This is a genomic window from Micrococcaceae bacterium Sec5.1, from assembly GCA_039636795.1.
GTDB lineage: Bacteria > Actinomycetota > Actinomycetes > Actinomycetales > Micrococcaceae > Arthrobacter.
The window spans coordinates 1,458,036-1,481,110 of the sequence record CP143430.1 but is presented as its reverse complement, the minus strand read 5'-3'; the positions used below and the strand labels follow the sequence as shown (position 1 = coordinate 1,481,110).

The window sequence follows — 23,075 nt, the reverse complement described above, 5'->3', positions numbered from 1 at the left end:
CTACTTTCTACTGCTGGAATGCGGGAGCTACTAAAGGAGGGTATCGGAGATGATCCGGGCGCCGGGCACGGGTCCGTGGACGGCGACTGCTGTGTGGCCTCGATGGGTCAGCTCTTCAGCGAGGACGCTGGCGGACACCGAGTCCCTGGCAAGCAGTGCGATGGTGGGCCCGGATCCGGACACCATGCCTGCCAGGGCGCCGCGAGCTTCGCCCAGGCCGATGGTGTCCCGGAGCTGTGGGGCCAGGGCGATGGATGCCCGCTGGAGGTCATTGATCAGCACCCGGCTGAGGGCCTCGGGATCTCCGTGGCGCAGGGCCTGGAGGATTGTGGGGTCAACGTCTACGGGTTCGGGGATTTCCACGCCCTCGGAGTCGCGAAGTCCGTCCAGCGTGTGGAAAACGTCTGGCGTGGAGAGGCCATAGTCGGCAAATACCAGCACCCAGTCCATTTGTGCCTTCGCAAGCGCGGGTGACAATTTGTCGCCAACACCGAGTCCGACGGCGGTCCCGCCCAGGAGCGAGAACGGAACGTCCGCGCCCAGTTCGGCTGCCAGGTGGGCAAGTTCCTCGCGGGAAAGGCCGCTGTTCCACAGGGCATCGCAGGCAAGCAACGTAGCGGCGGCGTCGGCGGAGCCCCCACCCATACCTCCGGCAACCGGCACGCGTTTGGTGATTTCAAGGTGGACGCCGGTTGGTTTCTCGGACAGCTCTGCCATGATGGCTGCGGCCTTGTAGGCCAAGTTGCTTTCGTCCAGGGGAATGTCGACGCCGTCCAGGTCCAGCGTGCTTTTGGGGCTGATGCTGACGGTAATTCCCTCAGCTTCGGTGCTGGTGGCCGCCACTTCCTCGTACAAGGAAACGGCCAGGTAGACGCTTGCCACGGAGTGGTAGCCGTCAGGGCGCAACGGACCAACGCTCAGGGAAACGTTGATCTTCCCGGGCGCTTTGACCCGGACCGTTCGGGCATGGAAGCGATCGCCTGCGTATGGCAGGCCGCTGGGTTTGCGGGTGTTCGGACTCATGCGTCCGCTGGGTGGCGGGCTTCGGCAATCCGGACGTAGGCAGCGATGTCCAGGACCTCGCCCCGGGCTGTGGGATCAACGCCTGCGGCGACGAGGCACCGTTCGGCCTCTGCCGCACTGCCTGCCCATCCAGCCAACGCTGCACGGAGGGTCTTACGACGCTGGGCAAACGCGGCGTCAATGACAGCAAACACTTGCTCCCGGGTGGCGTGGGTGGCGGGTGGGTCATGACGGGTAAAGGCAACGAGTCCTGAGTGGATCTTTGGAGCAGGCCAAAACACGTTCATGCCGATCACGCCGGCCTTGCGCATGTGCCCGTACCAGGCAGCCTTGACCGAGGGCACGCCGTAGATCTTGCTACCGGGAGTTGCTGCCAGGCGGTCTGCGACCTCATCCTGCACCATGACCAGGCCATGCTGCAGGCTCGGGAAGTGTTGCAGCAAGTGAAGCACCACGGGGACGGCCACGTTATACGGGAGGTTGGCCACCAGTGCTGTCGGTTGCACTGGCAGTTCCGTCACCCTCATGGCGTCCGAGAGGACCAGGTGGAAGTTTTCTTCAGACTCGGGCCGCCATGCACGAACAGTTTCGGGGAGCTTCCTGGCGAGCACGGGATCGATTTCGACTGCAACAACAGTGCGCGCCGCGTCCAGCAGGCCAAGCGTCAGGGAGCCCAGACCTGGACCCACCTCAAGGACGGTTTCCCCGGCGTCGATATTGGCGGCTGAGACAATCCTGCGGATCGTATTACCGTCAATGACAAAGTTCTGGCCCAACGTCTTGGTGGGGCGGACACCGATTTCCTCGGCTAACCGTCGGATATCTGTGGCGCCCATCAAAGGCACGACGGCGGAGGGTTCGGAATTCGGTTCAGTCACCTAGGTATCGTATCGCCTGTGCGGGGTCAGGCTGCGTGCGCGCAGCCCCAGTCGCTGAGGCCGTTCCTGGCGTAGAGGCGGTTGGCGATATCAATCTGCTGTGCTTTGGTCGCAAGGTTGGCGGTGGGGGCGTAGGCGCCGCCGCCATTGGCCAACCACGTGGGGCTGGAGAACTGCAGTCCGCCGTAGTATCCGTTGCCGGAGTTGATGGACCAGTTTCCGCCGGACTCACACTGGGCGATCCTGTCCCACATGGCTTCGTTCGGGGCGCCGGTGGGACCACTGGACGTGGCAGCCTTGGCAGCGACGGGGCGGGCCTTGGTTCCGACCGCGATCTTTTCGGTGACGGGCTGGGTGGTGACATTGCTGGATACAAGGGTGCGGGAAGCTTCCCGGCCATCCACCAGGACCAGCTTGAACGTCTTCACAACGGAACCTGCAACGCCCTTTTGGGTCACTTTTTCGTCGCCCTTGTAGAGATCGGCACTATCGGTGCTGACGCTTTCGAACGGCACTTCCTCAGTGGCGTCGGCGGTCTTGCTGGTGTCCACCCGGGAGACCTTGATCACCATGTCCTGGATGACCGGTGCGTTGCCGGGCTGGGAGACGCGGTCGCTGGCACCCAAGGTGACTCCGGCGTCCTTCAGGACGGTGGCGACGTCGGGCGCCGTCGTGGTGGTGCTGGTGTCCTTGCCGTCAGCTACCAAGCTGATCGTCTTGGGCGTGGAGATGGAAACGAAGGAGCCGGTAACAGCCAGGGAGGCGTCCTTCGGCTGGGAGATTTCGGAGGAGCTAGCGACTCCCAGTTCACTCACCAAGCCGGCGACGTCCGGCGCGTTGGTGTTGACGGTCTTGCGGGCGCCGTCCAATTCGATGGAGACGGCCTTGGCGAGGTTGATATTGACCACCGAGCCGTTTTCCACCTGGGTATCAAGGTCCGGTGAAACACGGTCTGCGTCCTTCAACTCGACCTTGGCTGCTTTGACCACCTGGTCAACTGTGCCGCCGAAGGTCTGGATGGAGCTCACCTTGCCGTCAACATTCAGGGTGATTGTCTTGTTGTTGCCGACGAAGGCGACTACACCGACCACCAGTGCTACAACAACCAGCAACTGGGCACCGACTTTGAGAAAGCTGAACTTGCCATCCGTTGTGAAGAACTTGATCACGATTGCCCATAACTCTCAGACCATCCGGGCACGGGGAAAAGCGCAAAAAACAATGCCAGCCGCAAAACTGAGGGGCCAGGCAAAAAAGCCTGGTCCCACCCTCTGCTGCCGGCATCTGCGCCGCCAAATACATTCAACTAAAGAGCCCGGACGGATCCGGGCCAGTTGTCCGAAGGCCTTCCCCGACCCCGGCTACTTGTTGTACACAGTAACCGATCCGTTATAAACGGACCAAGAATTCTACATACCGGGTATTCATCGCCGTCAGTCCCAGTGGGGTTCGAACAGCCCGTTTCAGCCCCACGATCCGTAGGCATTTACGGTATTTTGAGCAAGCCTGGCGCAAAGTTCCGAAAGGTCATCTTCTGTCACTTCCGCCATCGAGCGAACGGTGTATGGCACCATGTAACTCGCATTTGGCCGGCCACGGTACGGGTGTGGCGTGAGGAATGGCGAATCTGTTTCCACCAGAATCCGGCTGGGCTCGGCAATAGCCAACGCTGCCCTGAGGTTGCCCGCATTCTTGAACGTCATAGTCCCTGCAAAGGACATGTACCAGCCATTGTCATTGCAGATGCGGGCCAGTTCCTCGTCGCCGGAGAAGCAGTGGAAAACCACCCGCTCAGGGGCGCCTTCCTCGTTCAGCACCTGCACCACGTCATCGTGGGCGTCGCGGTCGTGGATCTGCAGCGTGAGGCCAAGCCGCTTGGCGATGTCGATGTGCCTCCGGAAGGAATACCGCTGATGTGTCAGGCCCTCACCGTGGGTTCGGAAGAAGTCCAATCCTGTCTCGCCGATGGCACGGATCCGTGGGTGGCGGGCCAGTTCCTCGATCTCTGCCAGCGCCGATTCCAGTTCCCCCCGCCCCGCGTAGGCGGGTGCGTCGTTGGGGTGGATGGCAACGGCTCCCAGCAGGCGGGCATCGGCCTGGACAGCTTGTACCGTGAAGCGCGAGGATTCCAGGTCGCAGCCAACCTGGATCGCCCCTTGGACACCAACAGCTTCGGCGGCATCCATGGCATCCCCAACGCCGACTTCGATCAAACCGTGCCGGAAGTCCAAGTGGGTGTGGTTGTCCATCACAGGGACGGGAAGCGGTTCCGGGGCTGGCGGGTACTCTTTGCGGGAATCCGATGCTTCTGTTGCATCAGAGGACGCGCGGTAGGGAGCGGGGGCGAGGGAATTGCACATGTTCCCACCTTAATCGGACCGCGGTCCCCCATGCTTGGAGACAAATTCCAGTTGGCACATAAATTCCCGGAGCACTATGTCAGGGACGGCCAAAGTCTGGGTAGTCTGGAACGGACAGACGGCCGACACCGGCGTTGGCCACGGCTGAAGGGCAATCCATGGAGTCCAAGCGACAAGTCACCGTTGAACCTACCCGACTTCAGGGCGAGGCGTACAGTGCGCTGCCCCGGGACGCCGCGGCGCTCAACGGACACAAGCCGCAGGTCATGGACGCGGAACGTTTCCACGATGCCAGCGAGCGCATCCTGGCATCCATCAGCAAGGTCATCGATGGCAAGGCAGATGCAGCAAAGCTTGCACTGACGGTTCTCCTGGCCCAGGGCCATCTCCTGCTGGAGGATGTGCCCGGGGTTGGCAAGACCCTGCTGGCAAAGACACTGGCCCGGACCGTGGACTGCACAGTGTCCCGTATCCAGTTCACCCCGGACCTTTTGCCCTCTGATGTGACGGGCGTGTCCATCTACAATCAGTCTTCGCGGCAGTTCGAGTTCCGGCCGGGTGCCGTGTTCGCAAACATCGTGATCGGCGACGAAATCAACCGCGCCTCGGCCAAGACCCAGTCCGCGCTCCTGGAGTGCATGGAAGAGCATCAGGTGACGGTGGACGGGCATTCGTACCAGCTGGGATTGCCTTTCATGGTGGTGGCAACGCAGAATCCCATCGAAATGGAGGGCACCTATCCACTGCCCGAGGCCCAGCGCGACCGCTTCATGGCCAGGATTTCCATGGGCTATCCGGACAGGGATGCCGAGATCGAGATGCTGGAAACGCATCAGGCGTCCTCTCCTTTGATCAACGTAACCCCGGTGGTCACAGCGGCCGATGTGGCAGCCATGATTGCAGCCGTCCAGCAGGTTTACGTGTCCACGGCCATCAAGGAATACACGGTTGCCATTGGCCGGGCCACCCGTGAAAGTGCCCGCCTTCGACTCGGCGCCAGTCCGCGGTCCTTGCTGCAGTTGCTGCGCGCCGCGAAGGCTACGGCAGCTTTGGATGGACGCGATTTTGTTCTTCCCGACGACGTCGTGGACGTGGTCGAATCGGTACTCGCCCACCGCATCATCCTGGACCGGAAGGCCGCGAGTTCCGGCGATACTCCCCAAACCGTCCTGCGTGGCATCCTCGCTTCCCTCCCGGTCGCCCAGGAGCCGCCTGGCGCGTGGCGCAGGGACAAGCAAAGCGCATAGGAGACAGCGGGCATGGCACTCGTGGATCGGCTCCCCAAGCATTTGTTCACCAGCCGCGGATGGGGATTGCTCGCCGCCGGGGTCCTCTCGCTTGTATGTGCGTACATCATGGGCAGGCGTGATCTCCTGACTCTGGCCGTATTTTTGTTGATCCTTCCCTTGGTTGCCCTGGCCGGTGTGCGGGTGTTGAAACCCAAGTTCCAGGTGTACCGGGAATTCAATCCCTCCACCGTGGAAACGTCCACCGCCACCACCGTTCGCCTGGCTGTTGCCAGGTCCACGTTCTCCACAGGCCACGTGATCATGGAGGAACAATTGCCTCCACGGTTCGGCGATCCGCCGGCTTTCCGCTTCCCGGCGCGGACTGCAACAGGCGGCACCAGCCGCTACGAATACCATCTGCGGTCCGGCAAGCGGGGACAGTTCCGTATAGGTCCTGTTACTGCCGAGTTCAGCGACCCCTTCGGCTTGTCGTTGCGGCGTCATGCCATCGACGACGGCGACCTCCTCACCGTGACGCCGGCCGCCGTCGAACTTCCCGTAACGGGACTCGCCGGGGCGCGTGGGAACGATGGCGTAACGGCCACCCGTATCAGGGCGAACCCCAGCGACGACGACATCATGACGCGCGAATACCGGCATGGGGATCCCATGCGCCGCGTCCACTGGCCCGCCACGGCGCGGCACGGACAGCTCATGGTCCGCCAGGAGGAATCGGTCACCACTCCGGAAGCCACCATCATCCTTGACCAACGTTTCGCGGCCTTCGCCTCCGGCAGTAGCTCGGTTTTCAGCTCGCACGACGACGACTCCGACCTCGTGACCAGCCCGAATTTTGAGTGGGTTGTAACAGCGGCGATGTCCATCAGCGCGCACTTGGCCGAACGGAACTACTCGCTGCGCGTCCTGGACGCCTTCGGTAGCCCGGCCTTCATTCGCTCGCCGTCGGCACCGGACCCGGGCGTGGAAGAGTTCAGTGGCGTCGCCGGCCTTCATGCCATTGCCGAAGGCTTGGCCGCCATTGAATTGAGCGGACCAAAACACCACTGGGTTGACCACCACAGGGCTGAACACCACCGCACGGGAGAAAGTAGTCCGGAGCATGAACAGCGCTCCCCTGAACCCTCTGGTTCTACGGTTCACCGTCTAAATGGGGCATCGGAGGTACCGGGCCAGGAAAACGTTGATTCCGTCTTCGACGACCGCCTGATGGACAAGCTCGCCGCACATCGTTTGCGCGGCCCGCTCCTTGCCTTGCTTGGCAACCTGACCCTGGCCGAGGCCAAGGCCCTTGCTCCAGCGGCCGGCTATGGCGCCAACGCCTTCGCGATAGTAGTTACGGACCCTCAAAGCAATAACGAGTCCCGCAACCCGGACTCCCGCAACCATGACTCCCGCAACAAGGACGATGTCCTGGAAACCTTGAGGCAAGGCGGCTGGAAAGCTGTCTCCGTCACGTCCAAGACACCACTGACGGCAGCCTGGTCCGGCTTCGACGAAGGCGGAATAGTCCTAGCCGCCAGTGCGGCAATGGACGTACGGCGCGGAGCGGCGGTGCCACGATGACCGCCACGTCCCATCGTGGGTCCCCCGCAACGTACCCGCGAGGCCTACCGCAACAGGGGGCCGGCGGAGACGCCCCCACTCCTCCCCCACAGCGGGCCCAGCCGCCCGGCCTCTACCCGTGGATCATGGCCGGTTCGGTGGCCGTGGCCGTTCTCGGTGCGGCTCTATCACTGAATGGAGTGTTCAGGGGTTGGGCCTGGTTCATGCCCCTGATCACCACGGTTGTGGCTGTGGCCCTGACGCTGGCCATCCTCCGGACCCTCCGGATCCAGCCTCTGCTTACCACGTTGGGCTCCTTGGCCGCGTTGGCCGGGATACTCAGTTTCACTTTCTGCCGGCAGGACAGCTTCCTGGGCTTTGTCCCCACCACCGGGACGTTTACCGCGGTAGGCCGGCTCATCAAGCGCGCCGCAGAGACTGTTGTGTCGGAGAGCGCTCCAGTGGCACCCAACGCTGGGATTGTCTTCGTCACCTGCGCCTGCCTGGGACTGCTGGTGATCCTGATTGACGCTCTGGCCGTGCCGCTATCGATGCCGGCGGCCAGTGGAATCGGCCTCCTCGCCGTCATGGTGGTTCCGGCAACCATCAAGCCGCAAAGCGTAGGTGTCGCAGGATTCGTTGGGGCCACCGTGGGATATCTGCTCATTCTTGGTTGCAGCCATTGGTTCGCGCCTGATGCGAGGCTGCAGTCCGGAGCACCACGAAGTTCCGGCCAGATCAGGCGCTCCCTGGTGACGGGCGCACTGGCACTGGGTTTGGCGTTGGTTGTTCCATTGGCCATTCCAGGGTTTGAAACCGGCACCTTCCCGCAAGGTTCGCGGCTGAGCCCCTGGGGTACCTCGAATGGCCTGAATCCGATGATCACCCTGGGTAACAGCCTGCGGAGTCCCACGGGGGCAGGACGCATCACGTACTCCACTAGTTCCAGCGCCGCCACTTACCTGAGGTCCGTCACCATTGACCACTTCGACGGCGAAACCTGGGCTCCCGATGACCGCTCCGCGTCAAGGCGGAGCGGGGTGGACCGGATAGAGCCGGGCTACTCCATCCAGGGAGAAGTCGTGAATGCGGTAACGTCCATCAACGCGGGTTTGTTCACCAGCCCTTACTTACCGGCACCGTTCGCCCCCGTCTCCGTTAACGGGCTGAACGGCCGTTGGACCTGGGATCCAGCCACCCTGAGCATCATGAGCACCGAGACCAGCACACTGGCACAACGGTATGTGGTCTTCTCGGCCGCACCCAAGATCACGGCACAGGCACTGTCCCAGGCCACGGGTAAGCCAAAGTCCATTTCGGAGGATTTCCTCCGCGTTCCAGGGAACCTGCCAAGCATTGTGCGCCAGACTGCGGAGCAAGTGACGTCTTCAGCAGGCAACAACTACGCCAAGGCGCTGGCCATCCAGAAATACTTGCGCTCCAGTGAATTCACGTACTCCCTTCAGGCTCCGGTCCAAAACGGCTATGACGGCAACGGGCTGTCGGTGCTGGCGGACTTCCTGGCGGTCAAGAGCGGCTATTGCGTCCACTTCGCCTCCGCCATGGCGGTCATGGCCCGAGTGGAGGGCATCCCCAGCCGCATCGCAGTGGGATACGCCCCCGGCCGGCTTACGGGCGAAACTGTCGCCTTGGTAGGTCAGGGATCGTTCCCGGAGTATGAGGTAGACGCCCGTGACGCCCATGCATGGCCCGAGCTCTATTTTGAAGGACTCGGGTGGGTACCCTTTGAGCCGACCCCATCGCGCGGCGTTGTTCCGGAGTATGCCACCGAGTCCTCAGTCCCGGGCGGCCTGAGCACCAATGCTGACGAGAAGGACGTTCCAGGCACCGCAGTGACGCCTCCTCCGACCACTGTTCCGCTGCCGGGAGGCGACGCGCAAACTGCCGGCTCTGCTCCAAGTGACCCCCTGCCAACGGTTATTGCCACGATTTCGTCAGTGCTGTTGCTCGCGGCTTTCCTTGGCTCGCCGAGGCTGAGCAGGGTAATCTTGCGACGCCGCCGGCTAAATCCCAAGGAACCAGCGGATCGGGCATCACGGGGTCACCATGATTCCGCTGCCCTCGCATGGGCAGAGTTGCAGGACCTCGCCACGGATTATGGGGTGCCGTCCACGCCCAGCGAGACGCCAAGGCACTTTTCCGCACGGCTCCGTTCAAGTTCCATTCTGGGTGAGGCCGGAGGTCTCGACGACGCCGCTCATGCCGCCGTCGCTTCACTCACCGCGGACTTCGAACGGCAACGTTATGGTCGCCCGATGGAGGCCGCCTCGCCGGCGGCGGCCAGGATCGCCGTCGTGCGTGAATCGTTGCGGAACAATACCAGCTGGCTGGTTCGCTTCCGCGCCAACTGGCTGCCGCCGTCGCTCATGCGCCGCTGGTTCCACGCACTCGGCGCCCCCTTCCGCGCTGTGGGGTCCCTGTTCCGGCGGACGGGGCGAGGGATTGCCAGATCCGGCCGCGCAGTCAAGGGACTTCTTCCGCAACGCCGCTAAGACCGCAAACACCACAACGGCTCGCCCGCGAACAGCAAAGGGCCCGACTCCGGAACTTATGGTTCCGGCGTCGAGCCCTTTGCTTGTCTCTACCGTTCTTGTTGCGAGAGCGGTGGACGGGACCCAGGGACCTAGTCGGCGTAAGGGTCAGCGATACCTACGTACTGGGTGTAGAGGTACTCTTCGATGCCTTCGGAGCCGCCTTCGCGGCCCAGGCCGGACTGCTTGACGCCACCGAACGGTGCAGCGGCGTTGGAGATGACACCGGCGTTGAGGCCGAGCATGCCGGTCTCGAGCTTTTCGCTGACGCGGAGGCCACGGTTGAGGTCCTTCGTGAAGACGTAGGCAACCAGGCCGTATTCGGTGTTGTTGGCCAGGCGGATGGCGTCGTCTTCGGTGGAGAACGTGACGATCGGGGCCACAGGTCCGAAGATTTCTTCCTGGAGGATACGGGAGTCGGCGGCGACGTTCTTCAGCACAGTGGGTTGGTAGAAGTAGCCGGGACCGTCGACGGCGGCGCCACCGGTCACTGCTGTGGCACCTCCTGCTACAGCTTCGGTGACGAGGGCGTGAACACCATCGCGGGCCTTGCCGTCGATCAGCGGACCAACCTTGGACTCCGGGTCAGTACCGCGCGCCGTGGTGAGGGAGCCGATCTTCGCGGCGAACTTCTCGGCAAAGGAGTCAGCGATGGACTCGTGCACGATGAAGCGGTTTGCTGCAGTGCAGGCCTCGCCCATATTGCGCATCTTGGCTGCGATGGCGCCTTCAACGGCCTTGTCCAGGTCGGCGTCCTCGAAGACGACGAATGGTGCGTTGCCGCCCAGTTCCATGGACGTGCGCAGGACCTTGTCAGCGGCTTCGCGAATCAGGGCCTGGCCTACCGGCGTGGAGCCCGTGAAGGAGATCTTGCGGAGACGGTCATCCTTGATCAACGGGCCCGTGACAGCACCGGCAGTTGAGGTCTGGATGACGTTCAGGACACCTGCGGGAAGTCCGGCTTCCTGCATGACCTGGGCGAAGAGCAGGCTGGTCAGCGGGGTAAGGTTTGCCGGCTTGAGCACCATGGTGCAGCCAGCGGCGACGGCGGGGGCTACCTTGCGGGTTGCCATTGCCAGCGGGAAGTTCCACGGCGTGATGAGCAGGCAGGGCCCAACCGGCTTCTTCTGCACGAGCAGGCGGTTCTTGCCGTCCGGTGCAGCAGAATAGCGGCCCGAAACACGGACGGCTTCTTCGGAGAACCAGCGCAGGAACTCGGCACCGTACGTGACCTCGCCGCGGGCTTCTGCCAGCGGCTTGCCCATTTCGAGGGTCATGAGCAGGGCGAAGTCCTCGGCGCGCTCGGTGACCAGTTCGAAGGCACGGCGCAGGATCTCGCCACGTTCACGGGGCGCAGTGCGTGCCCAGTCAGCCTGGGCGGCAGCGGCGGCGTCGAGCGCCGCGGCACCGTCTTCAGCACCGGCGTCGGAGATGCTGAGCAGGACCTTGCCCGTAGCCGGGTCCTCAACATCAAAGGTCTTTCCGGATCCCGCCGGGCGCCACTGACCGTTGATCAGCAGGCCGGTGGGGACGGAAGCCAGCAGTTCGCTTTCGCGTTCAACCGTGACAGTCATGGCGACTCCTTCGTCTTGGGTGCATTGGAGGGTTGCACCACTAGGGTTCCTTGCCAGAATTGGCTTGAATTACTGCCACGCTACTGCCATGCAAGAAGCAGTGTCTACGCCTTCACGCACTGCCATACGCTCGCCAAATTGTGCATCTGCACAGGGAGGGTCAGCGGGCTGCAAGCACCGCGGAATACAGCTCCCGCTTACTGACACGGGCATCATCCGCCACGGCGGCAACGGCTTCCTTCAGCCGGATTCCCTGGGAGATCAGCTCGTTCACGGCAGCCACATGGTCTTCGGGTTTGCTGGGGGCCTGCTCGGGAGCACCACCCACAACCACGGCAATTTCACCGCGAACGTCGTTATTTTCCGCCCATTCCAGGAGCTCGCGCAGCGTTCCGCGGATCACTTCCTCATAGGTTTTGGTCAGTTCACGGCAAACAGCAACCCGCCGTTCTGCCCCGAAGCGCTCGTGCAGTGCCCGAAGCATCACTTCGAGCCGGTGCGGTGCCTCGAAGAAGACCATGGTGCGGCGCTCGTCAGCCAAGTCTGCCAGACGGGAATTCCGCTCCCCCGACTTCCGTGGCAGGAAGCCCTCGAAGCAAAAGCGGTCTGTGGGCAGCCCGGATAGTGCAAGGGCTGTCAGCACGGCGGAAGGTCCCGGAACGGCAGTGACAGTCAGGCCAGCCGCTACAGCGCCTTCCACCAAGCGGAAGCCGGGGTCCGAGACGGCCGGCATTCCGGCGTCGCTGACCATCAGGATGGTTTTGCCGGCCCGCACGTAGTCCAGCAGCTCACCGGTCTTGGCTACCTCATTGTGTTCGTGATAGCTGATGACGCGCCCGGACACCTCCACGCCCAAGGCCTGGACCAGCCGATGCAGGCGGCGGGTGTCCTCCGCGGCAACGATGTCCGAGGTCGCCAGGAGCTCAATCAAGCGGGACGATGCATCGCCCACGTTGCCTATTGGAGTAGCAGCAAGCACAATCCTGCCACTCGCTGCCGTTGGGATCGCGGCGGCACCGGCGTCCGGTTCATCAACCGCCGGTTCATCAACCGCCGATGCATCGTCAAAGGGGGCTTCGTCCGGGATGCTGCGCTGTTCTTCCACCTGCCAAGCCTAATGCCGCGCGCACCTCAACGCCGCAGTAAGAATGGAAAGGTAGCATGGGCGGGTGAGCCAGTCCCCCGTTCCCACCACCGATTCCGGAACCCCCGCAGCCTCGGCGTTACGTTCCGGAGCCACGGACGTGGCGGCAACCAACGGCGCGGAAGAGACCACCAGGACAACAATGACCAAGACGAGCAAGTCCTGGCGCCCTCCTTCCGGACAGCACGCTGCTAGCGACCGCAGCAGGAACACCAGACCGGCTCTGGGACGCCGGCTGGCAGGCCACCCCTGGATCGCCAGCCCCACCACGGCCTATACAGAAGACGCCCTGAAGTCGCGGTTGATCGGGGTGATCCAAACCTGGCGGGACTACCCGCCGTCGTTGCGTTTATGGTTCTGGTTGATTCCCACCATCACGGCTGTTGTCGGCGGAATCCTGCGTTTCTTCCGTCTTGAGGTCCCACACAGCCTGGTGTTCGACGAAACGTATTACGTCAAGGACGCCTATTCGTACCTCGTCAGCGGATACGAACGCAGCTGGCCGGCCAATGCCAACGATTCCTTCAACGCCGGCCATCCTGACATCCTGCTCAACACCCCGGAGTACGTAGTTCATCCTCCGGTCGGGAAATGGATGATCGCCTTTGGTATGTGGTTGTTTGGGGCTGACAATCCGTTCGGCTGGCGTTTCGGTGCCGCCTTGACCGGGACGCTCACGGTCTTCCTGCTCTCGCTCATCGCGCTGAAGCTCTTCCGTTCCCACACCCTTGGCGCGGTGGCCGGCTTGCTGCTCGCCGTTGACGGCCACCATCTGGTGTTGTCGCGAACCTCCCTGCTGGACATCTTCCTCGCGTTCTGGATCCTTGCCGCCTTTGGCGCGCTGTTGTTGGACCGCGACGACGGCCGGCGTCGCCTTGCGTCCAGGCTCGCCGCCCGGGCGGCTGCTTCGCCCGATGGCAGGCCTTCCGCAGCGCAGCTGTTGGCCGGCCCCTGGCTGGGCATGCGATGGTGGCGACTTGTTGCTGGCATTTGCCTCGGCCTGGCCGTAGGCACCAAATGGTCTGCGCTGTTTTTCGTCGCGGCTTTCGGCCTGTTGACTGTCTTCTGGGACATGAGCGCCCGCCGCATCGCCGGGATCCGCAGCTGGCCCAGTGCAGCGCTCATGAAGGATGGCCTGCCGGCTTTCCTGACCATTGTCCCGATTGCGGCAGCCACCTACGTGGCCACGTGGACCGGCTGGTTCCTCTCCAAGGATGCCTACTACCGCCAGTGGGCGGCCACCAATCCCGCGCCCGGGTGGGATTGGCTGCCCAATTCCGTGCGTTCTCTGGCGCATTACCACCTTGAGGCCTACAAGTTCCATCAGGGCCTCAGTGCCGACCACCCCTACGAGTCCAGCCCCTGGACCTGGCTGGTCATGGGCAGGCCAACCTCGTTCTATTACCAATCGCCGAAGCAGGGAACTGCGGGCTGCCTTGCCGAGACCTGTTCCTCGGCCATCCTGCCCGTAGGCAACCCCATTGTGTGGTGGGGCGGCACCATAGCCCTGGTGATCCTGCTCTTCTGGTGGGCCGGCAGGCGGGATTGGCGGGCCGGGGCCATCCTGGCTGGAGTCGCGGCCGGATACCTGCCGTGGTTCATGTACCCGGAACGCACGATGTTCATTTTCTACGCAGTTTCCTTTGAACCGTTCCTGGTGCTGGCCCTGACGTACGTTCTGGGGCTGGTGTTGGGTCGCAGCAGCGATCCTCCCTGGCGGCGGAGATCCGGACTTTACGTCGTGGGCTTGATTGTGGTGTTGGCCGTACTGGCCACAGCTTTTTTCTATCCTGTGCTGACCGCCGAAGTCATCAGCTACCAGGAATGGCGGATGAGAATGTGGATGCCATCGTGGATCTAGGAGGAAGATCGTGAGGGAGGCAAGCACGGAGCTTCTGGTCGAGGCCGACGAGAATACCAACGTGACCGACCTCCTTCTGGAACGATGCGCCAAGGACCCGTTCGGCAACCTGTACGCCCATAAGACAGCCAATGGCTGGCTGAACGTTCCCGCTGCGCGCTTCCTCGCGGACGTGCAGGCCCTGGCCAAGGGCCTCATCGCAGGAGGCGTCAACCCCGGCGATCCTGTAGCTGTGCTGTCCCGTTCAAGTTTCGAATGGACCTTGGTGGACTTCGCCATCTGGATGGCTGGCGGAGTTACCGTGCCCATCTATGAAACGTCTTCGGCAAGCCAGATCGAGTGGATCCTTGCCGATTCCGGCGCCCGGCGCATCTTTGTGGAGGACACCTCCAAGGCAGACCTTCTTCGCGGCCTGGTTGAGAAGTCGACAGCCTTGGGTGAGGACCCCGTGACGATCATCCGTATGGAGCACGACGGCGAGGCCCCCAACCTGACCAGCCTCGCCGCCGTCGGAATTGGCATTATGGATGCCGAACTTGAGCGCCAGCGCAGCGCCGCCAACCTGTCCGATGTCGCCTCGATCGTCTACACCTCCGGCACAACCGGCAAACCCAAGGGCTGCGAAATCACCCATGGCAACTTCGTGTTGGTTGCCCGGAACGTGATCCCGTTCCTTCCCGAACTGTTGATGCAGCACGGCGCGCGAACGCTGATGTTCCTACCGCTGGCACATGTCCTGGCGAGGGCAGTCCAGGTGGTCTGCCTCACCGCAGGCGTCACCTTGGGGCACAGCCCAGGTGCCAACGGTCTCATGGCGGACCTGGGAGCTTTCAAACCCACCTTCCTGCTCGCAGTTCCCCGGATCTTCGAAAAGGTCTACGCCGGGGCCGGACACAAAGCCGCCATGTCAGGCAAGTCCGGACTGTTCGCCGCTGCGTCCGCCACCGCCGTGGAATATTCGACGGCGGTGGACCTCGCCGCCCGCGGGCAGGGGCCCGGTCCGGGCTGGTTCCTTGGTCTCAAGCACTCGGCATTCAACAAACTCCTCTACCCCAAGGTGCGGGAGGTCTTCGGCGGGGCCGTCGGCTACACCGTGTCCGGAGCCAGCCCCCTTAGCCTCCGGGAGAACCACTTCTTCCACGGCGCGGGAATCCCGGTCCTTGAGGGCTATGGCCTGACCGAAACCACTGCACCCTGCACCGTCAACACGCCAAGCATGTCCCGAATAGGGACTGTTGGCATACCGTTGCCCGGCACCACCATCCGCGTGGGACAGGATGGGGAGGTGTTGGTCAAGGGAATCGGCGTCTTCAAGGGCTATCACCGGAATGAGGCCGCCACCGCTGAGGCCTTCGTGGACGGCTTCTTCCGCACAGGAGACCTGGGCGAGCTCGACGCCGACGGGTTCCTGACTATCACCGGCAGGAAGAAAGACCTGTTGGTCACCGCTGGCGGCAAGAACGTCGCTCCCGCTCCACTTGAGGAGAAACTGCGGGAGCACCGGCTCGTGGGACAGGCCGTGGTGGTGGGCGACGGCAAGCCGTTCGTCGCAGCGCTGGTGGCACTGGATCCCGAAGGACTCGCAGACTGGTGCGCCGAGAACAAGCGTAACGCCATTTCCCCCAGTGAAGCCGCGAAGGACGAGCGCGTCCGTGCAGCAGTTCAGTCCGCCGTGGACGAAGCGAACACCCTGGTTTCGTCCGCTGAATCGATCCGTAAGTTTGGCTTTATCACTGCAGATCTCAGCGTCGAGTCCGGTCACCTGACGCCCTCGCTCAAGCTGAAGCGGGCCGTTGTGGTTAAGGACTTCTCGTCGTTGGTGGAAAAGCTTTACGAAAAGTAGCGGCTCGGTGGTTATGCGACGGTGTCGTTGGTGTCCTTACGGAGACCTTCCGCCTCGCCGTCGTCGTCGATCTCTGTTGAGGATGCTTCTTCTTCGGCCGCTGACTTTGAGTCCAAACCCCGGCGACGCCGCGTGGGCCAGGTGAGGATGAAGGTGACCGTTGCCGCCAGGAACACGAGCGCCCCAATGACGATTCCGGCATCCACCCAGAACTGTCCCGGGAAGAGACGGATGAGCGTGTCTTCCAGGGAGAAGGTCCAGGTGCCATTGGCGAAGAAGATCCGGTGGAACTCGGTGAAGAACTGCTGCCAGCTCAGGGCTGCCAACACTGCAAGGCCAATGATGATGACCAAAGTGACGATGGAGCCGGCGAAGAGCCCACGCCGAACGCCACCTTCACTGCGCTTACGCAAGTAGGCAATGGCGATGATGCTCAGAAGAATGAGCAACAGGCCGGCACCAAAGGATGTCAGAATGACCATCTTCACGTCCGCCATGTGCGCGACTTCGCTGTCTTTGAAAAGCTTGGCGCCGTCCTGGTTGACCAAGCCACCCAAATACCGTGGCCCCGACCAGTTGCTCAAGTAGTCCACAGCGTAGGAGCCATAAGTCATGCGATCGTCCGTGCTGAACCCGTACCCGTCTCCCGGGAAACCCGGCCGGTTGTATTCAACCCAGAGGAACAGGGGGCTGGTCACTGCCCGGACAGCCAGCACCAGGAGGATCACAGGGAAGAAGACCGCGAGCAGTACCTGGAAAATCCTGGGGCCCATTGGCTTGACCTTCGCTGCCTGCTCGCGTTCTGCATTGCGCCTGGCAACCTCGTCCTCCGGCGGACGAACCTGAAGGGCCGACGTCGGCAAAGGTTCGGAATAGTGCGAGGGTTGGCGACTTGTGGGCGCATCGGCCACCGTCTCAGCGAATAGCGGCGGCTCCGCGTCCGCGGACTCGGCAGCCTTCCGGTCAGCGCGGCTCTCCGGCTGAACCGGGACCTGGCCTGAGGGAGCAGCAGAAGAACCACCCGGCGCGGTGGGCTTCATCCAGTCAAAGGCCGGCTCGTCGGGGTCCTCATGGACGTCCGTCTCCGGATCTTGTGGTTTTCGGCTCTTGTCACTCACAGCGGTTTCACTTCCGTAGGCATCCCACCGGCGTAACCATGCTGCCGGCACTCTTGTCTGAATTCGAGCCTACAGTCCGGGTTTGGGCGGAGACGAGGAGCCACCCCGCGTAGAGCAAGATCGAAACCCAACTGTAAGGTGCGGGCATGTTCGCCTAGACCGCAATCCCCCGGTAGCCGGCGTCATGGCTGTCGAGGTCGCCAGTGGCGCCCGAACGGAATGAACGTCCACCCAGAACCAGGGTGTACGTCCAATAAGCTGCCAGGACCAGTGCCCCGATCGCGATCTTCATCCAAACCGGCAAGGGGCTTGGTGTCACGAATGCTTCCACCACGCCCGAAATGAGAAGTACCAAGACCAGCCCGAGGGCAACCGTGATGAGGGAACGCCCTTCGTCGGCGACGGCCTGCATCCGCGTCCTGGGTCCGGGCCGGACCATTGACCAAAAAATTTTCAGCCCGGCTGCGCAGGCGATGAAAACTGCGGTAAGTTCCATGAGTCCGTGGGGAAGGATGTAACTGAAGAAGACATCCAATTTTCCCGCAGAGGCAAACACACCGGCAGCCGCGCCAACGCCTTGGGCGTTGAGGAAGAGAATCATGGGCACCCAAAATCCCGTAATTCCGAACGCAACGGCTTGAGCGGAAATCCAGGCGTTATTGGTCCACACCGCGCCGGCAAAGGACGCGGCCGGGTTCTCCGAGTAGTAGTCGATGAAATCGTCTTCAATGTACTGACGCACCCTGTCATCGCTGCCAAATGCAGCTCGCAGCGCCTCAGGCGACGTCCCGATCCAAAGTGCGTACGCGCCACTCACCAGCATGAAGAAGACCCCACACCACACCGTCAGCCATCGGAGTCTGTAGAACGCCGCGGGCAGGGCGATGACAAAGAAGCGGGCGAGGTCTTCCATGAAGTTCGAACGTGCCCCGGTGAACCTGGTTCGAGCTTGGGCAAGTGCGGCAGACAGTGATGAGGACAAGGACGTCTCGGGAGCCACCGAGCGGATGAGTGACAGATGTGCGGAGACAGTCTGGTACAGGCGCAGCAATTCGTCGGCTTCAGACCCAGTGAGCCGCCGCTTATGGGCCAGAAAAGTGAGCCGCGACCATTTGTTCCCATGCACGGCCGAAAAGGCATCGATGTCCACGGCACCACCCTATCCCTGTCTGCCCAGTCCCTGTCTGCCCTATCCCTGTCTGTCGGGATGGGCGCGGCTAGACTCGTTGATGCGGGTACTTGATGCGCCCGCCGCGATTGCTACGCACCGGGGGCGGACTTGAGTTCAATCATCACAGGCGAGGCAGTGGTCCTGGAGTTGCGCCCGGCGTCCTTCGCCGCCCGCGCTCTGGGGCTCATTCTGGACGTCATTGCCAACGTCCTCATGTTGATCCTCCTCATCGTCCTGGTCCTCTCCGCCGCCCGGGACCTCGATGAAGCCGCGGTCCGGGCCATGATCCTGGCCTGTGTGGTCTTCTCCTTCGTCATCGTTCCCGTCACTGTGGAGACACTCACCCGCGGCCGCTCACTGGGGAAACTGGCCGCGGGCCTGCGCGTGGTCCGGGACGACGGCGGATCCATCAGGTTCCGGCACGCGGTCATCCGTGGGATGTTGGGGTTCCTCGAGATTTACATGACCTTCGGTGGCCTCGCTATCGGCGTGGCACTTTTCAACGACAAGTCCAAGCGCCTCGGCGACGTCGTGGCCGGCACATACTCGCTGCGGCAGCGCGTGCCCTCCGAGCCGAGGATCTTTCCCGGCGCTCCCCCTTACCTCCAACCGTGGGTAGCCATGGCGGACATTGGCCGGATCCCCGACGCCACAGCCCGCCGGGCCGGAACCTTCGTTCAGCAGGCATACCTCATGGCACCATCCTCACGCGCCAGGATGGCTGCAGCGCTGGCCTCCGAGCTGGCAAACTACGTTGCGCCGCCACCGCCAGCGGGAACGATCCCCGAAGACTACATAGGGGCGGTCCTCGGCGAGCGACGCAACCGCGAACTTGTCCGCCTCCGCACAGCGGAACAGCGCAACGCCGCCATCGGCGAAAGGCTGCGCAAGCTGCCGTTTACACAGGGCTGAGACAACGCCGGCGCTTCCGGCCGGAGGCCGCCGTCCTCTGCGTGCTCGCTCGTTCCTCGCTTGGACGCACGCTGCCGGACCCCGACCCCCAGCCTTTCGCCGCCCTTCTTAGTGCCAGTGCGCCGGCGTCGTGAGTCTTTCGGGTAGGCGCGTTTCGGGGTTTCCTTGGGCGGCGTTGATTTGCGGTTGGGTCAGGTAGAGGGACCTGGAGAGGTTGGCGCCGTGGAGACGGGAATCTCGCAAATCCGCGCCGAGGAGGTCCACGGCGGTTAAGTCACTGCGCTCCAGGTTTGCCCGTATCAGGTAGGCACCGCGGAGGTCCGAGCCGCATAGTCGTCTCCTTGCCAGATTGGCGCCCATGAGGTCGGCACCCGGGTGGAGTCCGCCGTCGGGCATTTCACGGCCCTCAGCCCCATATGAAGCGCGCACCTCCTCGCTGACCTCCATCAGCAGGGCACGCACTTCAGCATGTAAATGTCCGACGTCGGCAGCCAGGACTGCGGATGCCTCGCCTTGGGATGTGGTTTCAATATCTGTGGACAGCCGGCGGGCGGTGGCGGCCAGCTCCGGATCGAAAGCGCGTTGCTCAGCTTCGGACAAGTACCACAACATTTCGTGCAGTTGCTTGACCACCTTGAAGACAACGAACATCGAGGACTTGGACGCTGGGTCCTGGATCCAACTCGTACCCCCAAACGTGCGTTGGGAAACCACTTGGCCTGCGCCGAAGCAGTCAAAGACGGTACATCCGCTGAATCCGCGGGGCCGCAACCGTTGATGGATGGTGCAGGAAAAGTCGCTGGCCATGTTCGGGCAGGCCGAAGCAGCCGGTTTATCGATCGCGAAATCAGCCGAGCGGGCAAAGCCAAGGGCGGTGCAGCAGAGGGCGAAGCAATTGCCGCAGTCCGGGCGAAGGGTTGGCGGAATAGTCACAGCAATTGTGTCCCCGGCTGGAAATGGCGGCTACCGCTGGGCGTAGCTGGCCCAAGGGATGTTCCAGTCGCCGAAGCCCTCCAAGGGCTCCACAGCTGGCGCACCGGTATTCAGGATCTGCACGACGTCGCCGGTTTTCATGTTGTTGAAGAACCATGCGGCGTCGTCTGGCAGCAACCCAACGCAGCCGTGGGAGACGTTCACGCGTCCAATGGCGCCCCAAGCGGACTCCAGGGCCTGATGGACATAGACGCCGGACCAGGTGAGGCGGTTGGCATAATCCACGACCATAGGAGCGTAGTAGCCTTTGTCCCCGGGTTTGAGGCCGATGCTTCCAGCGTTGAAGTTGGATTTGCGTTCCTGCTCCAGGATCACGGCGTAGCCGGTGGGCGAAAGCCAGTCTTCTCCGCCAAGCGATACGGGCGCGGTGTGCATCAATTGGCCGTCGAAATACACGTTCATGGTCTTGGTGTTGTCATCCACTACAGCCACGCGCTGCGGCCCAGTAGTGAAAGTGGAAACAACATCGCCATTTCCAATCATGTTGTTGCCGAAATCGACGCCCAGGAGCTTCATATCCACTGTGACCGTGGTTCCCGACGCCCAGAATGCCTCCGGGCGAATGCGGACCTTCTTGTCCGAGTACCAATGCCACGCGACTGGCTGGCCCGATGAAACAGTGATGGCAACGCGCTTTTCCATCGCGGCCTTGTCAACCACAGGTTCACTGAAGTTGATTTCGATCGGCTGGCCCGAGCCAGCAACTGTGCCGTTGCGCGGATAAATGGAAGCGTCGGCTTCGTAGGCAGCAGAAACCGTGGTGAAGGTCTGCGTCTTCTTGGTTTCCTTACCTGCAGTGTCCACAATGGTGAAGGAATAGCTGTACTGGGTCTTGAACTTCAGGACCTCAAGGGTTGTCCACGTGCTGCCGTCCGCGCTGGTCTTCCCCTGCACAGGTGTACCGCCGTCAACTGGCGCCAAAACTACGTCCTTGACCTTACCGTTGACGGCCTTGATCTGGGGGCCAACCACTGGATTCCATTCCACAGCGCCGTCCAGCGGTGTGATGCCCAACTCCACGGGTTTAGCCTCTGGCGTCGGAGTGGATTGGGTTGTTCCCACGCCGTTCGGGGTGGCACCGGCCAGCAATCCAGGAACGGTGGCAACGCCAATACCGCCCAGGACGAGGGCCGCGCAGACCCCTGCAATGGCAAGGATCTTGCCCGTTTTCCGTTTGGCGACTTCCGTCATGGTTCCTGTCTTCCTGTCCCCCGGCAAGCAATACTGAACACCCAATTCTAGCCGAAAGGCCGGCCACGCTGGTCACGTGTCCGGCCTTTCACTGCGGGCTTGAGGCTACCTGTTTGTGGTTACTGCCACCGCAAACTGAACTTGGCTTAGTAGCGGTAGTGCTCCGGCTTGTAGGGGCCTGCAACATCCAGGTCCAGGTAGTCCGCCTGGTCCTTGCTCAGTTCCGTCAACTCCACGCCAAGCGCATCCAGGTGCAGGCGTGCCACCTTTTCGTCCAAAATCTTGGGCAGGACGTAGACCTGCTTCTGGTATTCGCGTTCCCCTGCCGGCTGGTCCTTCTTGGTCCAGAGTTCAATCTGCGCGATCGTCTGGTTGGTGAACGAGTTGCTCATCACGAAGGACGGGTGGCCCGTTGCGTTGCCCAGGTTCAGGAGCCTGCCTTCAGACAGAACGATGATTGACCGCTCGGAGTCGGAGCCGGCATCGAAGACCCACTCGTGAACCTGCGGTTTGATCTCCACCTTCTTTACGCCGGGAACCTTGGCAAGCCCGGCGATGTCGATCTCGTTATCGAAGTGGCCGATGTTGCCCACAATGGCCTTGTTCTTCATGCCCAGCATGTGCTCGGCCATGATGACGTCCTTGTTGCCGGTGGTGGTGATGAAGATGTCACCCTGAGCGAGGACAGATTCCAGCTTGGCCACCTGGTAGCCGTCCATTGCCGCTTGCAAGGCACAAATGGGGTCGATCTCCGTGACTACAACGCGCGAACCCTGGCCGCGCAGTGCTTCTGCCGCACCCTTACCGACGTCACCATAGCCACAAACCACGGCAACCTTGCCGCCCATGAGGACGTCCGTTGCACGGTTGATGCCGTCCGGCAGCGAGTGGCGGATGCCGTATTTGTTGTCGAACTTGCTCTTGGTGACGGAATCGTTGACGTTGATGGCCGGGAACAGCAACTTGCCCTGTTCCGCGAGCTGGTACAGCCGGTGCACGCCAGTGGTGGTTTCTTCCGTGACGCCCTGGATCCGGGCTGCCACGCGCGTCCACTTCTGCGGGTCCGCGGCCAGGGTCCGGCGAAGGAGGTCCAGGATGAGGACGTACTCTTCAGGATCTTCCTCGGTGGCTGCGGGAACAGCACCTGCTGCCTCGAAATCGACGCCCTTGTGCAGCAGCAAGGTGGCGTCACCGCCGTCGTCCAGAATCATGTTGGGACCCAGCTCCGGGTTTTCGTCCGCTCCCGGCCAGGTGAGGATCTGCTCAGCGGTCCACCAGTATTCCTCGAGGGTCTCGCCCTTCCAGGCGAAGACGGGAACGCCTTGCGGATCCTCCGGCGTGCCTTTGCCGACGACGACGGCGGCAGCGGCTTCGTCCTGGGTGGAGAAAATGTTGCACGAAGCCCAACGGACCTCGGCACCCAGGGCGGTGAGGGTTTCAATGAGGACGGCTGTCTGGACCGTCATGTGCAGCGAACCGGCGATGCGGGCGCCCTTGAGCGGCTGCGAGGGGCCGAACTCAGCACGAAGGGACATGAGCCCTGGCATTTCGTGCTCGGCGAGACGGATCTGGTGGCGGCCTGCCTCGGCAAGGGAAATGTCAGCCACTTTGTAGTCGAAAGTCATGGAAGTCCTTTAGGTGTACCGTGCGGATTGCTGTTCTG

Annotated in this window: 17 protein-coding genes; 6 read left to right on the top strand and 11 right to left on the bottom strand. The window is 62.5% G+C overall.

Annotation, left to right across the window (positions count from 1 at the left end):
- Positions 1-30: 30 nt before the first annotated feature.
- From VUN82_06970 to VUN82_06955, 4 genes are all read right to left on the bottom strand, one after another.
- A complete protein-coding gene (locus tag VUN82_06970) occupies positions 31-1,023 on the bottom strand; it encodes a 4-(cytidine 5'-diphospho)-2-C-methyl-D-erythritol kinase (protein XAS73569.1) in 993 nt (330 codons plus the stop codon).
- Entirely contained in the window at positions 1,020-1,901 is an 882-nt protein-coding gene (gene rsmA / locus VUN82_06965) for a 16S rRNA (adenine(1518)-N(6)/adenine(1519)-N(6))-dimethyltransferase RsmA (GenBank protein XAS73568.1), read from the bottom strand. The genes VUN82_06970 and rsmA overlap by 4 nt, the downstream gene beginning before the upstream one ends.
- Positions 1,902-1,927: 26 nt before the next feature.
- Positions 1,928-3,070, bottom strand: a complete 1,143-nt coding sequence (locus VUN82_06960; GenBank protein ID XAS73567.1) for a transglycosylase family protein — start codon at positions 3,068-3,070, stop codon at positions 1,928-1,930.
- Between the two features lie 294 nt (positions 3,071-3,364).
- Positions 3,365-4,261, bottom strand: a complete 897-nt coding sequence (locus tag VUN82_06955) for a TatD family hydrolase (protein ID XAS73566.1) — start codon at positions 4,259-4,261, stop codon at positions 3,365-3,367.
- Positions 4,262-4,419: 158 nt separating this feature from the next.
- On the opposite strand from VUN82_06955, the gene VUN82_06950 reads away from it, so the two are divergent.
- The 3 genes from VUN82_06950 to VUN82_06940 are packed head-to-tail and all read left to right on the top strand — an operon-like array spanning position 4,420 to position 9,566.
- Positions 4,420-5,508, top strand: a complete 1,089-nt coding sequence (locus tag VUN82_06950; GenBank protein XAS73565.1) for an AAA family ATPase — start codon at positions 4,420-4,422, stop codon at positions 5,506-5,508.
- Positions 5,509-5,520: 12 nt separating this feature from the next.
- Entirely contained in the window at positions 5,521-7,074 is a 1,554-nt protein-coding gene (locus VUN82_06945) for a DUF58 domain-containing protein (GenBank protein XAS73564.1), read from the top strand.
- Complete coding sequence (locus VUN82_06940; GenBank protein XAS73563.1) at positions 7,071-9,566, top strand: DUF3488 and transglutaminase-like domain-containing protein; 2,496 nt, start codon at positions 7,071-7,073, stop codon at positions 9,564-9,566. Before VUN82_06945 ends, VUN82_06940 begins: the two co-directional genes overlap by 4 nt.
- Before the next feature lie 131 nt (positions 9,567-9,697).
- Here VUN82_06940 and VUN82_06935 read toward each other — a convergent pair whose 3' ends face one another.
- A complete protein-coding gene (locus tag VUN82_06935) occupies positions 9,698-11,179 on the bottom strand; it encodes an NAD-dependent succinate-semialdehyde dehydrogenase (protein ID XAS73562.1) in 1,482 nt (493 codons plus the stop codon).
- 160 nt (positions 11,180-11,339) lie between these two features.
- Positions 11,340-12,185 (bottom strand): 16S rRNA (cytidine(1402)-2'-O)-methyltransferase, encoded by an 846-nt coding sequence (rsmI, locus tag VUN82_06930; protein XAS74639.1) that lies wholly within the window; start codon positions 12,183-12,185, stop codon positions 11,340-11,342.
- A gap of 163 nt (positions 12,186-12,348) precedes the next feature.
- Here rsmI and VUN82_06925 point away from each other — a divergent pair, with 163 nt between their 5' ends.
- On the top strand, positions 12,349-14,184 hold the full coding sequence (locus VUN82_06925; protein XAS73561.1) for a phospholipid carrier-dependent glycosyltransferase: 1,836 nt from the start codon (positions 12,349-12,351) through the stop codon (positions 14,182-14,184).
- Between the two features lie 10 nt (positions 14,185-14,194).
- Positions 14,195-16,027, top strand: a complete 1,833-nt coding sequence (locus VUN82_06920) for an AMP-dependent synthetase/ligase (protein ID XAS73560.1) — start codon at positions 14,195-14,197, stop codon at positions 16,025-16,027.
- Positions 16,028-16,038: 11 nt separating this feature from the next.
- Here VUN82_06920 and VUN82_06915 read toward each other — a convergent pair whose 3' ends face one another.
- Both VUN82_06915 and VUN82_06910 read right to left on the bottom strand, forming a co-directional pair.
- Positions 16,039-17,145: a TIGR01906 family membrane protein gene (locus VUN82_06915; GenBank protein ID XAS73559.1), complete on the bottom strand. Its 1,107-nt coding sequence runs from the start codon at positions 17,143-17,145 to the stop codon at positions 16,039-16,041.
- A gap of 154 nt (positions 17,146-17,299) precedes the next feature.
- Positions 17,300-18,295: a stage II sporulation protein M gene (locus VUN82_06910; GenBank protein ID XAS73558.1), complete on the bottom strand. Its 996-nt coding sequence runs from the start codon at positions 18,293-18,295 to the stop codon at positions 17,300-17,302.
- 129 nt (positions 18,296-18,424) lie between these two features.
- Here VUN82_06910 and VUN82_06905 point away from each other — a divergent pair, with 129 nt between their 5' ends.
- Positions 18,425-19,228: an RDD family protein gene (locus VUN82_06905; protein ID XAS73557.1), complete on the top strand. Its 804-nt coding sequence runs from the start codon at positions 18,425-18,427 to the stop codon at positions 19,226-19,228.
- Between the two features lie 108 nt (positions 19,229-19,336).
- Here the strand turns inward: VUN82_06905 and VUN82_06900 are convergent, their stop codons facing one another.
- The 3 genes from VUN82_06900 to ahcY all read right to left on the bottom strand — a co-directional run bounded on the left by VUN82_06900 (position 19,337) and on the right by ahcY (position 23,037).
- On the bottom strand, positions 19,337-20,161 hold the full coding sequence (locus VUN82_06900) for a pentapeptide repeat-containing protein (protein XAS73556.1): 825 nt from the start codon (positions 20,159-20,161) through the stop codon (positions 19,337-19,339).
- Positions 20,162-20,191: 30 nt separating this feature from the next.
- Entirely contained in the window at positions 20,192-21,412 is a 1,221-nt protein-coding gene (locus VUN82_06895; GenBank protein ID XAS73555.1) for an Ig-like domain-containing protein, read from the bottom strand.
- A gap of 146 nt (positions 21,413-21,558) precedes the next feature.
- Positions 21,559-23,037, bottom strand: a complete 1,479-nt coding sequence (gene ahcY / locus VUN82_06890) for an adenosylhomocysteinase (GenBank protein ID XAS73554.1) — start codon at positions 23,035-23,037, stop codon at positions 21,559-21,561.
- Between the last annotated feature and the right edge of the window lie 38 nt (positions 23,038-23,075).

Excerpts from the sequence above, each read along its gene's own strand:
- VUN82_06970 (XAS73569.1), bottom strand. The coding sequence starts at position 1,023 with ATGAGTCCGAACACCCGCAAACCCAGCGGCCTGCCATACGCAGGCGAT.
- VUN82_06955 (XAS73566.1), bottom strand. The coding sequence starts at position 4,261 with ATGTGCAATTCCCTCGCCCCCGCTCCCTACCGCGCGTCCTCTGATGCA.
- VUN82_06950 (XAS73565.1), top strand. The coding sequence starts at position 4,420 with ATGGAGTCCAAGCGACAAGTCACCGTTGAACCTACCCGACTTCAGGGC.
- VUN82_06945 (XAS73564.1), top strand. The coding sequence starts at position 5,521 with ATGGCACTCGTGGATCGGCTCCCCAAGCATTTGTTCACCAGCCGCGGA.
- VUN82_06940 (XAS73563.1), top strand. The coding sequence starts at position 7,071 with ATGACCGCCACGTCCCATCGTGGGTCCCCCGCAACGTACCCGCGAGGC.
- VUN82_06935 (XAS73562.1), bottom strand. The coding sequence starts at position 11,179 with ATGACTGTCACGGTTGAACGCGAAAGCGAACTGCTGGCTTCCGTCCCC.
- VUN82_06895 (XAS73555.1), bottom strand. The coding sequence starts at position 21,412 with ATGACGGAAGTCGCCAAACGGAAAACGGGCAAGATCCTTGCCATTGCA.
- ahcY (XAS73554.1), bottom strand. The coding sequence starts at position 23,037 with ATGACTTTCGACTACAAAGTGGCTGACATTTCCCTTGCCGAGGCAGGC.